The organism is Streptomyces sp. NPDC001744 (assembly GCF_042892575.1).
In the GTDB taxonomy this organism is placed as follows: Bacteria; Actinomycetota; Actinomycetes; order Streptomycetales; family Streptomycetaceae; genus Streptomyces.
On the sequence record NZ_JBIAUG010000016.1, the window covers coordinates 38,583 to 52,566 of the forward strand.

Below are 13,984 nucleotides of genomic sequence, written 5' to 3' on the forward strand. Positions count from 1 at the left end.
TCCGGAGGGCGGTCCGCATCCGGGGAACGGTACGGTGCGCCGCCCCCCTCGCACGCGGGCGCGCGGCAACGGGCGGGTCGGCCGGGCGGGTTACCGGGCGGTCTCGCCCTGAGCGTATCGTGCGCGCCATGCGACGCGTTCGTTCCTCCTCCCGTCCGGTACGGCACGCGGTGGCCGCGACCCTGCTGGCGGTGGTGCCGCTGGCCGCCCCCGTGCCGGCCGTCGCGGCGGACTCCGTCGAACTGCCCGTCGTCCCGGCCGTGCTCGCCCCGGGCGAACCGTGCACGGGCGCCTCGGAGGAGACCGCGCGCGAGGCGCCCTGGACCCGGCAGGCCCTCGGGCTCAAGCGGGCCTGGTCGCTCGCGGACGGCGGCGGGGTGACGGTCGGCGTGGTGGACACCGGGGTCGGGACCGCCGTCCCCGCCCTCGCCGGCCGGGTCACGGCCGTCGGCGACGCGGGCAAGGACTGTGTGGGGCACGGCAGTTTCGCCGCCGGTCTCATCGCCGCCGCCCCCGGGGACGGGGTGGGGGTGGCCGGGATCGCGCCCGCCGCACGCGTCCTGGCGGTGCGCGGCACCGACGAACGGGGCGCGGTCACGCCGGACCTGCTCGCGCGCGGCATCCGGGCGGCGGTCGACGGCGGCGCGAAGGTGGTCTACGTGGGGCGCGTGGTGCCCGACGGCAAGGAGGTGCTGACGGCGGCGGTGACGTACGCGCGGCAGCACGACGTCCTGGTCGTCGCGCCGTTCGCGCCGGACGCGCTGCCGCGCGACCGCGCCACGGGCGGAACGGTCCCGCCGGCGCCCTGGTACTGGCCGGCGGCCGCGCCCGGAGTGCTGACGGTCATGGACTACGGCCCCGACGGCACGCGCCCGAAGAACGCCCCCCGGACGGCGGGCGCGGACCTGGCGGCGCCGGGGGACGCGGTGGTCAGCGTCGGCCCCGGCGGCGCGGGGCACTTCATCGGCTCCGGCTCGTCCTTCGCGGCGGCGCACGTGGCCGGGGCGGCGGCGCTGGTCCGCTCGCGCCACCCGGACATGACCGCCGCCCAGGTGTCCCGCCAGCTCGTCACGGCGGCGTACCCGGCGCTGCCGCCGCGCCTGGACACGTACGCCGCGCTGACCGCGGTCCTCACCGACGGGCGGGGCGCCCTGCCCGGGGCGCCGCCCGTGAGGATTCCGCCGCGGGCGCCGTCGCAACCGCGCGAACGCGCCCTGCTGGTCGCGGGAGCGGGCGGAGCGCTGGTGCTGCTGGTGGCGGGGGCCGCGGTGGTGATCCCGCGCGGCCGGGCCCGGGGCTGGCGTCCGGCGGGCCGGGAGGACGAACCCGGCCCCACCGCGTGACGATCCGGGCATCGCCGTGCGACGAACCGGGCATCGCGGTGCGACGGCCGGGGCACCACCGTGTGACGACCTGGGCATCGCCGTGCGACGGTCGGGATGCCACCGTGTGACGACCTGGGCATCGCGGTGCGACGGTCGTGGCACCACCGCGTGACGACCGGGGCGCCCTCCCCGGTACGGTCCGCGGAGATCCGCGGAGAACGGAGCCGCCCCCGGCACGCGTGCGCCGGGGGCGGCTCCGTTCGCGGGACGCGTCCGCCCCGCCCGTCTCACTCCTCCGGCTCGTCCACCATCGCCGTCTGCATCGTCGTCGTCTTGCGGCGCGCGATCCGGACGGCCCGTCCCGGATTCATCACCCGGCCCTTGACGTTGCCCAGCAGGTAGCCCTCCGAGGGCGGGCAGGACAGCAGCAGGGCGGGGGTGTTGACCTCCAGCATCCGGCGCAGGAGCATCTCGTTGAGGCCGCGCCCGGCGCCCGAGGCGCCGCGCGTGACGACGATGTGCAGACCCACCTCCCAGCCCAGGGCCAGGTGGTTCAGCAGGGGTTCGAAGGGCGCGTTGCCGATGCCGGCGCCCAGCATGTCGTAGTCGTCGACCAGGATGAACAGCCGGGGCCCCGACCACCAGTCGGCCCGCTTCATCCGGCCCGGCGCGATGTCCGGGCCCGGCACGCGGGTCCGCACCGCGCGGGCGACGCCGTCGACCAGGTCCTTCAGGGCGTCCGCCGACACCGCGTGGCCCAGCCGGTACTCCTCCGGCACCGCCTCGACCAGGTCGCGGCGGTAGTCCACGAGCATGATGCGCGCCTCGGCGGGGGTGTACCGGTCCGTGATGGACTTGGCCACCAGCCGCAGCAGGTTGGTCTTGCCGCTCTCCGTGTCGCCCACGACCACCATGTGCGGGCTCTCGCTGAAGTCGTGCCAGACGACCGAGAGACGCTCCTGCTCCAGGCCGAGTGGCACCCTGAAGTCGCCCCCTGCGGGCGGCAGTTCCCGCACGGGGAGCTTCGCCGGCAGCATCCGCACCTTCGGCGCGGGCGGGCCGGGCCAGCTCTCGCCGACGGAGGCCACCAGGCCGGCGATCCCCTCGGAGAGGTCGTCGGCGGACTCCGTGCCGTCGATGCGGGGGAGCGCGGTGAGGTAGTGCAGCTTGCCCTCGCGGGTGAGGCCCCGGCCGGGGACGCGGGGCACGGTGGCGGAGCGGCGGGTGTCGATCTCGGAGTCCATCGGATCGCCCATCCGCAGCTCCACGTGGGTGCCCGCCTGGTCGCGGATGGCCGCGGTGAGCTCCACCCAGCGGGCGGTGGTCACGATGAGGTGGATGCCGTAGTTCAGACCGCGGGCGGCGATGGCGGAGAACGTCTGGATGTTGCGGTCGAAGTCCTGGCGGACCGTGGACCAGCCGTCGATGACGAGGAACACGTCGCCGTGCGGCTGGTCCGCGAACTCGCCCGCGGCCCGGCGGCGCCGGTAGGTCGCCATGGAGTCGATGCCGTGGTCGAGGAAGAACCGTTCCCGGTCCGCCAGCAACGTGGTGACCTCGGAGATCACCCGGCTCACCCGCTCGGTGTCCAGCCGCGCCGCGACCCCCGCCACGTGCGGCAGGCCGGCCAGCGACGCCAGGGTGCCGCCGCCGAAGTCCAGGCAGTAGAACTGCACCTCGCGCGGGGTGTGGGTGAGGGCGAGGGCGGCGATGATCGTCCGCACCATGGTGCTCTTGCCGCTCTGCGGGCCGCCCGCGACGGCCACGTGGCCGCCGACGCCCGACAGGTCGACGGTCAGCAGGTCGCGCAACTGCTCGAAGGGCTTGTCCACGATCCCGATCGGCACCGTCAGCCGGCCGCGCAGCGGCCAGCCGACCGTGGTGAGCCCCAGCTCCGGGTCGGGCGTCAGCGGCGGCAGCACCTGGTCGAGCGTGACCGGCAGGTCCAGCGGCGGCAGCCACACCTGGTGGGCGGGCGGACCGGCGCCGACCATCCGCCGCACGGCGACGGACAGCAGGGTGTCGGTCGTCTCCTCCTCCGGCTCCGGATCGGGTTCGGGCAGGTCGGGGAGGTTCCGGGGCACCACGTACCCCGCCGTCCACGGCACCGTCTGGTTCGCCACCCGGGCCTGGTTCGCCCGGCTGCGCCGTTGCCGGTACGGCCCGGAGACGTACGCGGCGCGGAACCGGGTCAGCGCCTCCACGCCGGACTTCAGGAAGCCGCTGCCGGGCTGCGGCGGCAGCTGGTAGGCGTCCGGCACTCCCAGTACGCCCCGGCTCTCCATGGCGGAGAAGGTGCGCAGGCCGATGCGGTACGACAGATGGCTCTCCAGCTGGTGCATCCGCCCTTCGTCGAGCCGCTGCGAAGCCAGGAGCAGGTGGACGCCGAGGCTGCGCCCGAGGCGCCCGATCATCACGAAGAGCTCCATGAACTCCCGGTGCGAGGAGAGCAGTTCGCTGAACTCGTCGACGACCACGAACAGGCTGGGCAGCGGCTCCAGCGGCGTGCCCGCGGCCCGCGCCTTCTCGTAGTCCAGCGCCGAGGTGTAGTTGCCCGCCGCGCGCAGCAGCTCCTGGCGCCGGATCAGCTCGCCGTGCAGGGCGTCCTGCATGCGGCCCACCAGCGCGGCCTCCCCGGCGAGGTTGGTGATCACCGCGGAGACGTGGGGGAGTTCGTCCAGTCCCAGGAAGGTGGCGCCGCCCTTGAAGTCCACCAGGACGAAGTTGAGCGTCTCCGAGGAGTTCGACAGCGCCAGCGACAGCACCAGGGTGCGCAGCAGTTCGCTCTTGCCGGAGCCGGTGGCGCCGATGAGCATGCCGTGCGGACCGGTGCCGCCCTGCGCCGACTCCTTGATGTCCAGCTCCACCGCCGCGCCGTCGGGGCCGACCGCGATCGGCACCTTGAGCCGGTTGGACCCGGTGCCCCGCTTCCACAGGGACTGCGGATCGTGCTGGTACAGGTCGGTGATCCCCAGCAGCTTGGTCAGCTCCACGTCGGAGGAGAGCGGCTCGGCGGAGTCGCCGCCGCCCCTGCCCATCCGGTACGGGGCCAGCTCCTTGGCCAGGGTCGTGGCGCCGACCGGTCCCAGACCGTCCGGGCGGCCCAGCCGCGTGGTCTGCTCCTTGCGCTCGCGGTCGGTGCGCACCAGCCCGAAGGAGTCCCGGTTCACGTCGAACCGGAGCGTGACCCGTCCCGGCCGCCAGTTCAGCGCGCCGGTGAGGTCCAGGACGACGGCGTTGCGGAAGCCCGACCCGTCCACCCGGTGGTGCGCGGGCACGGAGCCGCCGTCGAGGACGATGACGGTGAACGGCTCGTCACGGCTGGGCGGCGCCTCGGGGTCGAACGGGGGCCGTTCGAGGAATTCGGCGCCGAGCAGGTCCTCCAGCTCGTTGAGGTTGGAGACGAGCATCCGGGCCGGACCGGCGCCGTCGCTCTCCTGCGGGTGGAGGTTGTGGGGAAGCCACTTCACCCACTCCCAGTCCGCCCGCCGCTCGTCGGACACGCACAGCGCCACCCACACGTCGTCCGGCGCGTGGAACGTGGTCAGTTGCGCGACGATCGCGCGGGCCAGGGACCGTATCCGTTCCTCGTCCCCCCGGAACAGCACCCGCGCCCAGGCCCGCAGATAGATGGCGATGGGCTGCTCGGGCACGGTGGAGTACGCCCGGATGAAGCTGCGCAGGGCGTGGGCCGACAGCGGCTCCAGGTCCTCGACCGGGGTGGTGGACGTCGGCGTGAGCCGCAACCCCAGCTTCTGCTCCCCGACGGCGACCCGGACCTCGCCGAAGTCCTCGTCCTGCGGCCGGCGCTCCCACAGCCGGGTGGTGCCCGCCAGCTGCCACAGGGACGAGGGCGGGGGATGCCGCCACGCCAGCGCCTTCTGCTGGTCGGCCACGGCGGTGCGGACCTTGCGCCGGATCTGGGACAGATAGCGCAGGTAGTCGCGGCGCTCCCCCTTCAGGCGCTGTTTGCGCTCGCTCGCCCTGCGCACCATCTGCCCCAGCATCATGGCCGCCGAGGACAGCACCATCAACCCCATGGCCAGATACATGAAGTGGCCGCCGCCACCACCCATGCCCGGTCTCATGAACATGAGCATCATGGACACCGACATCAGCGCCATGGGCAGATAGGTCCACACCGCGGAACTGTCCGGCACCACTTCGGGCAATGTCGGCGGCTCCTGCAACTTCATTTCGCCGTCCGGCATTTCGGGACCGCGTCGGCGCGCCGGACGGCGGAACAGGACCACACTCAACGAAAGGTCTCCTCAGGGGCGTGACGGTGTCGGCGGGCGGAACACTCCCGGTCGGGGAGGAAACGGAGGATTCGGCACGACCGCACCGCCGCCCGAGTGGCGAACTCCGCCCACCCGGTATACCAGTTGTCGATTGCGGCCAGTAATGTGCACCCGCCCGGTGACGCATTCGCCACACCCATACGATGGTGTCCCGCCCGTGCCGTCCGTCCCCGCACCGCCGTGCCCCACGGAAATCCGGGACTCCCACTCGCAGACCCGCGGAAGAAGCGTGAGCCAGCCCGATGACCGACAACCAGGTGGCAGGTCTGTGCCGTCTGACCGTACGCGCGCCGACCAGGTCCATCGACCTCGCGGTGCCCTCCGACGTCCCGGTGGCCGACCTCCTGCCCGCCGTCCTCCGCTACGGCGGTGACGACCTCGCGGAGGCCGGCGTCGACCACGGCGGCTGGGTGCTGCAACGCCTCGGCGGCGAACCGATGGACGAGGAGCGCGCCCTCGACTCCTACGACGTGCGCGACGGCGAGACCCTCTACCTCCGGCCGCGCGTCGACGCCCTGCCCGAGGTCCACCTCGACGACCTGGTGGACGGCATATCCACCACCATGCGGGGCCGTCCGTACGGCTGGACCCCTTCGGCCAGCGCCCAGTTGCTGCGCGGCTTCGCCGTCACCACCCTGCTGGCCGGGGCGGTCGTCCTCGCGCTTCCCGGCGGCTCTCCGATGCCGCGCGCCCTGGCCGCCGCCGCGGCCGGGCTGCTGCTGATCGCCGGTGCCGGTTCGGCCGGCCGCGCGGTCGGCGACGCCGCCACCGGCGCGGCCCTCGGCTTCATGGCGGGCCCCTACCTCGCCCTCGCGGGCTGGCTCCTGCCCGGCGGCGACCTGGGCGGCCCGCACGGCCACGAGGTGCTGGGCGCCCGGCTGCTGGCCGCCTGCGCCGCGGGCGCGGGCGGCGCCGTCGTGGCCCTGGCCGCCGTCGCCTCCTTCGCGGCGCTCTTCCTCGGCCTCGCCGTCGTCATGGCCTTCGGCAGCCTCGTCGGCGCCCTGATGCTCGTCACCGACCTCGGGCCGTCCGAGGTCGCCGGCGTCGTCGCCCTGGCGGCCGTCCTCCTCGGCGCGTTCGTCCCCACGCTCGCCTTCTGGATGTCCGGACTGCGGATGCCCCCGCTGCCGACCAACGCCGAACAGCTCCAGGAGGGCATCGAGCCCCACCAGAACTCGGTGGTCGCCGCCCGCGCGGTGCTCGCCGACAACTGGATGAGCTCCCTGTACGGGGCCGTGGGCACGGTGTGCGCCGTGTGCCTGGCCGCCCTCGCCCACGACGGCGGCCTCGCCGAGGTCGTCATGTCGGTCGTGCTCTCGCTGCTGCTGCTGTTGCACGGGCGGGGACTGGGGAACGTCTGGCAGCGGCTGTCCCTCCTCCTCCCCGGGGCCGGAGGACTGCTGCTGCTCGTGCTGTTCGGCGCGGTGTCCCGCACCCCGGACGGCCGGCTGCTGCTCGCCGCGGGCCTCCTGGCCGGTACGGCCGGTCTCGCCATCGCCTCGTGGACGGTGCCCGGCCGGCGCCTCGTCCCGTACTGGGGCCGGGCGGCGGAGATCCTGCACACCACGGCCGCGATCGCCCTGCTGCCGCTGGCCCTGTGGGTGCTCGGCGTGTACGGCGCCCTGCACGGCCTGAACGGCTGACGGCCCGAACCGGAGGAACGCACAGTGCAGTCCAAGCGCGACCAGGTCCAGGCGCACATGTTCGTCATGGGACGCCTCACCTCGGGCATGCTGCGGGCCGATCCCGACGCCCCCGAGAGCCCCCAGGGAAGGACCAACCGCGGCATCGCCGTCAGCGTCGTCATCACCGTCCTGATCTGCGCCGGCGCCTTCGTCCTCGGGCTGCTCAAACCGGGCACGAAGGACTCGTGGCGGGCGGAGGGCACCCTGGTGGTCAACAAGGACACCGGAGGCCGCTACCTCTACCTCGACGGACTGCTGAGGCCGGTGCGCAACCACACCTCGGCCAGGCTGCTCCTCGGACCGGAGATGAAGACCGTCGCGGTCGGGAGCGGTTCGCTCGCCGGCACCGCCCACGGCGCGCCCGTGGGCATCGCCGGAGCCCCCGACGACCTGCCGCCGGGCGGCTCCCTCACCACCGGCCCGTGGCAGGTGTGCTCGACCGGCGCCGGCGACGGGACGACGGCCACCGCGCTGGCCGTCGGCAAGGACCTGGGGGGCACGGGCCTCGGCGGCTCCGAGGGGCTGCTGGTCACCGGGCCGGACCGGGGCCAGTACCTGGTGTGGCAGGGCGGCAAGCTCCGCCTGGACGTCGCGGGCGGCGCCCGCGAGGCCCTCGGCTACGGCTCCCGGCCGTCCCTGCCGGTCTCCGCGGCGTTCCTCAACTCGACCCCCTCGGGACCCGACCTGACCGCCCCGGACGTGCCGGGCCGTGGCGCCCCGGGCCCGTCCCTGGGCAGTCGGGCCACCCGGATCGGCCAGGTCTTCCAGGTGTCCGCGCCGGGCGGCGACCCCCGCTACTACGTCCTGCGCGAGGAGGGGCTGACCCCCGTCAACGCCACCGTCGCCGCGCTGCTCCTCGGCGCCCCGCCGACCCGGCAGAAGGCGTACGCGGGCGGTGCGGTGAGCGCCGTCACGCTCGCCGCCGCCGAGGTGATCGGCCACCTGGCGCCCGGTGCCGAGGGGAGCGACACGCGCGAGGACCTGCCGGCGAGCCCGCCGAAGGCGGTCGAGCCGGGCGCGGGCCGGATCCCGTGCGTGGGCATACGGTCCGGCGCGGACGGCACCCGGGTGAGCGTGTCCCTGGTGGACGCGGACGGCATCGGCCGGGCCGCCCAGGCGACGACGGAGGGGCTCACCGCGGCCTGTGTGACCGTCAACCGGATCGTGGTGCCGCCGGGCGGCGGCGCCCTGGTGCACGCGCTCGGGGCGGACGGCAGGGACCTCGGCAGCACGGTGTACCTGGTGACGGACAACGGGGTGAAGTACCGGGTGCCGTCGGCCGACGCGCTGCGGGCGCTCGGCTACACCGCCGGACAGGCGCAGCGGCTGCCGTCCTCGCTGCTGTCGATGGTGCCCACCGGACCCGACCTGACCCCCTCGGCCGCCCTGTCCGGCCGCGCGGCGTCGACGGCCCCGCCGTGCGACGCGGACGGCGGGAAGACGTCCGGACGGTGAGGCCCGCAACGCGCCCCCGACATCGGGGAATCGACATTTGAGGAACATCTGAGGAAGGGTTGCCGCACGTCAAGTGCCCTTGTGGAAAAGGCGTTCCGGAGAGCGGCTGTATAACCGGACTTCTTCCTGGTAAGCGTTGCCCGTACCGCGACGACCCTCCTACGATCCTTGTCTGCACCACCCAACTGGATGGCGGGCTTCAGCATCCGGTTGCGCAAGCCGCGCCAGAGCCTCGGGCCTGGCGGCGAGAAACCACCGGAAAGGGGCAGCCCCATGGCGGGCATGCAGAGGGCAGAAGAACAGGCCACACGCAACGGCATCCAGGCGCTGGAAATGGCCTTCTCGGGTGTCCAGAGCCGTCGTCAGGACGTCGAGAACACCAAGCACGGCATGATGTCGGCGCTCCAGGGCAGCGACGGTGGTGCCTTCCAGAAGCTGCTGGATTCCTGGGACGAGCACGCCGAGATCATCTCCAAGAACCTCCAGGACATGATCAACACGCTCAACGAGACGCTCAGCGCGCAGGGCATGACCCAGGGCTCGTCGAACGAGGCCATCAACCAGGCGTACTCCCAGTCGCAGACCGTCTTCGACAACCTCATGGGCAGCACCGGCGGCAAGTGACCGTCCGGGCCGGCCCGCGCCGGCCCCCGTACCGGAACGAACCGCTTCCACAGCCACAGCGAGACGAGGTCACCGATGCCCGACAACCTCACCGACGGTTACATCTACGTCAGTTACGCCCACGTGGACAACGCTGTCGACGACATGCGCCTGCAGACGCGCGAGATCGAGAAGATCATCACCAGTCTGAACGACGAGCTCCAGGCCCTGAAGAACTCCTGGGAGGGCGACGACCGCCAGGTCTACGACGAGAAGCAGGCGGCGTGGAACCAGGCGGTCGCCAACATGGGCAAGTGGCTCAACGACAACGCGTCCACGCTGAACCACGTGCGCGAGCTCTACACGCACAACGAGCGCCAGCAGACGCAGAGCTGGCAGGACGTCCGGATCGGCTGATCCGCGGCACCGTACGGGCGGCCGTTCCACGGAGAGGGACGCGTGGGGCGGCCGCCCGTCGTGCCGATCCGCGCCAGGACGGAGAGAGGGACGAGGAGCATGGCCGAGAACAAGCCCCCCACTCAGCTCAACAAGGAGTGGATCAAGAAGTTCAAGGACGAGCAGATCGGGGGGTTCCGGAAGGCGCTCAAGGCGATCGCCGAGGACGGGGGGGACCCCGTCGTCCCCGCGATGAAGACCTTGATGGGCAAGGACAAGAACGTCCCCGGCCTTCCGCCCGGCACACCGCTGCCGCTCGCCATCGGCAATCTGGCGGAAGACGACCGGTACACCCACGGGAAGACGGTGAACGCCGAGGTGGTGAAGATGGTGAGCACGCTGGAGGCTATCCTCACCAGCCACGCGGAGCTCTTCAAGGACATCGACGCGGCCCTCGAGGAGACCATCGACTCCCTGTTCACGACCCAGGGCGTGAGCCTGGACGCCATCGACGGCCAGAAGCTCTACGACATCTTCGAGGACGAGGACGTGGAGGACGACCTGACCGACCCGCCGGGCGAGGGCGACGACGGGGGCGGGGACGACAAGGACTGACGCCCGTCCGGTTCCGTTCCGCCGGACGGACCCCGGGCCCGTCCCGTCAGCCGTACCGCTCCACCCGCCCGACTCCGCCCCGCCCGCCGACCCACCCCCTGTGATGGAGCCTCGTCATGGCTGAAGACAAGAACGACTACGGCGACTACTGGCACGAGGCCGTGAGGCTCTTCACGGGGTACGACGCGCCCATCAGGAGCACCCTCTTCGACGAGATCGTCGGCAACCACGGCATCAAGCAGATGAAGGTGGAGATCTCCAAGCAGGACAGCGTCGAATCCGTCACGGGCGAGGAGTACGACTGGATGGCCGAGAACGCCGGCTGGGACATCCAGAACACCGACTTCGTCATCCCCTTCTACACCCGGGGAGGCACCGAGGGGGTCACCTACTACAAGGCCCGTTTCACGCTGCTCGGCGCCAAGGTGGCGGACGGCAAGCCGGTGGGCGGCGAAGTCGTGGGCGCGGAGGGGAAGAGCAAGTACGGCAAGGAGCTGGAGGACGGCCACTTCAAGCCGAGCGACAACGGAACGGTCTGGAACACCTTCAAGCTCACCCAGTACTCCTACGGCACGGGGCACGCGCTGCGCGACCTGCTGGAGAAGGAGAACGGGACCCTCGGTTACAGCTGGGGCGGTTCGGACCCCCTCGACCTGGGCAAGGGCGTCCGTCTGAAGTCCTTCGACATGGTCGCGGACTCCTTCGACCGGGTGGCGAAGTTCTTCTGGGACGGCAAGAACACCATGGACGAGTGGCAGAACAGCGTGGGCAGTTCGCCCAACGACGCCTGGCTGGGGCAGTCCGCCGGCGTCTTCTGGGACCTCGTCCACGAACTCGGGCGACGGTACGACAACTACGCCGAGGACATGGAGTCCGTGGGCGGCGGCGTGTCCAAGCAGGGCCGGGAGATGAGGGAGGCCGGCCAGGCCCTCAGGACGCAGGCGCAGAACCTCTACAACAAGTGGGAGTACTGGAACGTCTACGAGGGCAACCCGCTGCGGTGGCTCGTCGACCTGTTGTCGGAGATCGCCAACAAGTCCTGGTACAACAACCTGACCCAGGTCGACGCCGAGTACGAGTACTACGGCGAGGCGGGCGGGATGTGGGACTACACGCCCCGGTCCGATTTCACCTCGCAGGCCACGGACGCGCACGGCAAGACGTACGGCGAGATGTCCGAGCTGGACACCTGGAAGAAGGTCGGTGACGAGGCGGTCCGCCGCTGGGAGCAGTCCGTCAAGGACAAGCTGGTCGCTCCCGCGAAGGAAGCGCTCAACAACATGGCCACCGCGTGGGGTTCGTCCACCTTCAACCTCGGAAAGGTCAGCACCAAGCACGACAACAAGGGCCTCGCGGAGTCCCTCAAGGACGACCAGACCAAGAAGGCGAAGAAGGACGCCGACGACAAGGCCGCGAAGGACAAGGCGGACGCGGACGCGAAGTACGCGAAGGACAAGGCGGACGCCGAGGCCAAGGCGGCCAAGGACAAGGCGGACGCGGACGCGAAGTACGCGAAGGACAAGGCCGACGCGGAGGCCAAGGCCGACAAGGCGAAGGCGGACGCGGACGCGAAGTACGCGAAGGACAAGGCCGACGCGGAGGCCAAGGCCGACAAGGCGAAGGCCGAAGCCGACGCCAAGGAGAAGGAGATCGAGCGGAAGCAGGAGGAGAAGGAGAGGGTCCAGGAGCAGAAACAGGCCGAAATGGAGCGGAAGCAGGCCGAGAAGGAGAAGGCGCAGGAACAGAAGCAAGCGGAGATGGAGCGGAAGCAGGAGGAGAAGGAGAAGGAACAGGAGCGGAAGCAGGCCGAGCGCGAGGCCGAGCAGGACCGGATGCGTAAAGAGCAGGAAGCCAAGCAGGACCGGATCCGCGCCGAGCAGGAGAAGAAGCAGGAGGACGCCCAGCGCAGGGCCGAGGAGAAGCAGGCCGAGGCGCAGGCCATCCAGATCCGGCAGGTCAACCAGCAGAAGGCGGAGCAGGACAAGCGGGAGCGGGAGCGGGAGGCCAAGCAGGAGGAGCAGGAGGCGAAGCAGGACCAGATCCGCAAGGAGCAGGAGGCCAAGCAGGACCAGGTCCGTGCCGAACAGGAGCGGAAGCAGGAGGAACGGGAGGCGAAGCAGGACCAGCTCCGCAAGGAGCAGGAGGCGAAGCAGGACCAGCTCCGCAAGGAGCAGGAGGCGAAGCAGGAGGAGGCGCAGAAGAAGCAGGAGGAGATCCGCGCCGAGCAGGAACGGAAGCAGGAGGAGAAGGAGGAGGAGCAGGAGGCCAAGCAGGAGAAGGCCGAGGCCAGGCAGGACCAGATCCGCAGGGAACAGGAGGCGAAGCAGGACCAGATCCGCAAGGAGCAGGAGGCCAAGCAGGAGGAGGCGCAGAAGAAGCAGGATCAGGTCCGTGCCGAACAGGAGCGGAAGCAGGAACAGGCGCAGGACAAGCAGGACCAGATCCGCAGGGAACAGGAGGCCAGGCAGGACCAGGTCCGCGCCGAGCAGGAGCGTAAGCAGGAGGAGTACCGGCACAAGCAGGAGCAGCTCGGCCGTTCGCTGAACGGCGGCGACCCGGACCGGCCCGGCCACGACCTCGGCGGCCCGGGGGACCGGCTCGGCCACCACGGCATCACCGGACCGGTCAACGGCGACGACTCGCTGACCAACCCCGGCGGCAGCACGTCCCGCCTGGACACCCACGGCCGGGTGGTGACGGACTTCCCCGACGGCACCAAGACCATCGTCGACCCGCACACGCAGACGTCCACCGTCATCAGGCCGGACGGCACCTCGTACTCCGGTCCGCTCAACGCGGGCGACGTCCTGCCCAACCCCGACGGCAGCACCACGCACCTCGACCCGCAGGGCCAGGTCGTCACCGACTACCCCGACGGCAGCTCCTCGCGGGTGGACCCCGACACCGGCGCCACCTCCCTCACCGGCCCGGACGGCACGACGACCACGGGGTATCTGAACGACCCCGGTACCACGCTTCCGGACTACGGCCCCGGCGGCCACCGGACGAACGACGGCGGGTTCCCCGGCTCCCCGCACGTCCCCAGCTACGACTTCGGCGGCTCCTCCTACGAGGAGGAGCTGTACGACGACGCGCCCTACCGCGAACCGTCCCTGGCCGGCGTCTCCTCCGGGGGAGCCGACGCCGAGGCGAGCCAGAACCGGGGGACCCCGCTCAACAGCGGTCCGATGCCCGGCATGGGCGGAGCCACCGGCGCGGGCGGGATGCCCATGGGGGGAATGCCGATGGGCGGCATGGGCGGGGGCGGCAAGGGCGGTGACGGTCCGTCCGAACGCGTCCGCAACGTCGTCGAGGGCGACGTGGTGAGCAACCGCCGTCCCGGCGCCGCCGCGCAGGGCAGGAGCGCGTTCGGGGAGCGGCGGACCGCCACCAGCGGCGGCAGTCCCTTCCTGCCGCCGGCGGGCGGCTCCGGCGGGCCCGGACGGACGGAGACCGAGAGCGGCGACCGCGACCGCGAGGTCTGGGAGCCGGAGGACGACGACGTCTGGGGCACCGACGAGGGCGGTTCACCGGCGGTGATCGGCCGTTAGGCCCCGCTCGTGGAACGACGGCCCACCGTCCTCCCCCCCGTGTACTACATAAT

At 71.9% G+C, this 13,984-nt stretch carries 8 protein-coding genes; 7 read left to right on the forward strand and 1 reads right to left on the reverse strand.

Features of this window, described 5'->3' with window-relative positions; all coding sequences use genetic code 11:
• Nucleotides 1–128: 128 nt before the first annotated feature.
• On the forward strand, nucleotides 129–1,343 hold the full coding sequence (locus ACFYZY_RS19785; RefSeq protein ID WP_388695646.1) for a S8 family serine peptidase: 1,215 nt from the start codon (nucleotides 129–131) through the stop codon (nucleotides 1,341–1,343).
• 269 nt (nucleotides 1,344–1,612) lie between these two features.
• Here ACFYZY_RS19785 and eccCa read toward each other — a convergent pair whose 3' ends face one another.
• Complete coding sequence (gene eccCa / locus ACFYZY_RS19790) at nucleotides 1,613–5,578, reverse strand: type VII secretion protein EccCa (protein ID WP_388695875.1); 3,966 nt, start codon at nucleotides 5,576–5,578, stop codon at nucleotides 1,613–1,615.
• A gap of 290 nt (nucleotides 5,579–5,868) precedes the next feature.
• On the opposite strand from eccCa, the gene eccD reads away from it, so the two are divergent.
• From eccD to ACFYZY_RS19820, 6 genes are all read left to right on the forward strand, one after another.
• On the forward strand, nucleotides 5,869–7,269 hold the full coding sequence (gene eccD / locus ACFYZY_RS19795; protein ID WP_388695648.1) for a type VII secretion integral membrane protein EccD: 1,401 nt from the start codon (nucleotides 5,869–5,871) through the stop codon (nucleotides 7,267–7,269).
• A 24-nt stretch (nucleotides 7,270–7,293) separates the two neighbouring features.
• Nucleotides 7,294–8,766 (forward strand): type VII secretion protein EccB, encoded by a 1,473-nt coding sequence (gene eccB, locus ACFYZY_RS19800; protein WP_388695651.1) that lies wholly within the window; start codon nucleotides 7,294–7,296, stop codon nucleotides 8,764–8,766.
• Nucleotides 8,767–9,039: 273 nt separating this feature from the next.
• Nucleotides 9,040–9,390 (forward strand): hypothetical protein, encoded by a 351-nt coding sequence (locus tag ACFYZY_RS19805; RefSeq protein ID WP_388695876.1) that lies wholly within the window; start codon nucleotides 9,040–9,042, stop codon nucleotides 9,388–9,390.
• 75 nt (nucleotides 9,391–9,465) lie between these two features.
• Nucleotides 9,466–9,786 carry a WXG100 family type VII secretion target gene (locus ACFYZY_RS19810; protein WP_388695653.1) on the forward strand — a complete coding sequence of 107 codons (321 nt, stop codon included), beginning with the start codon at nucleotides 9,466–9,468 and terminating at the stop codon, nucleotides 9,784–9,786.
• A 99-nt stretch (nucleotides 9,787–9,885) separates the two neighbouring features.
• A complete protein-coding gene (locus tag ACFYZY_RS19815) occupies nucleotides 9,886–10,380 on the forward strand; it encodes a type VII secretion system-associated protein (RefSeq protein WP_388695655.1) in 495 nt (164 codons plus the stop codon).
• A 116-nt stretch (nucleotides 10,381–10,496) separates the two neighbouring features.
• Entirely contained in the window at nucleotides 10,497–13,931 is a 3,435-nt protein-coding gene (locus ACFYZY_RS19820) for an AAWKG family protein (protein ID WP_388695658.1), read from the forward strand.
• The last annotated feature ends 53 nt before the right edge of the window (nucleotides 13,932–13,984 follow it).

Bases quoted from the DNA above. Each gene is read 5' to 3' on its own strand.
- ACFYZY_RS19810 (WP_388695653.1), top strand. From the start codon at position 9,466: ATGCCCGACAACCTCACCGACGGTTACATCTACGTCAGTTACGCCCAC.
- ACFYZY_RS19805 (WP_388695876.1), top strand. From the start codon at position 9,040: ATGGCGGGCATGCAGAGGGCAGAAGAACAGGCCACACGCAACGGCATC.
- ACFYZY_RS19785 (WP_388695646.1), top strand. From the start codon at position 129: ATGCGACGCGTTCGTTCCTCCTCCCGTCCGGTACGGCACGCGGTGGCC.
- eccD (WP_388695648.1), top strand. From the start codon at position 5,869: ATGACCGACAACCAGGTGGCAGGTCTGTGCCGTCTGACCGTACGCGCG.
- ACFYZY_RS19815 (WP_388695655.1), top strand. From the start codon at position 9,886: ATGGCCGAGAACAAGCCCCCCACTCAGCTCAACAAGGAGTGGATCAAG.
- ACFYZY_RS19820 (WP_388695658.1), top strand. From the start codon at position 10,497: ATGGCTGAAGACAAGAACGACTACGGCGACTACTGGCACGAGGCCGTG.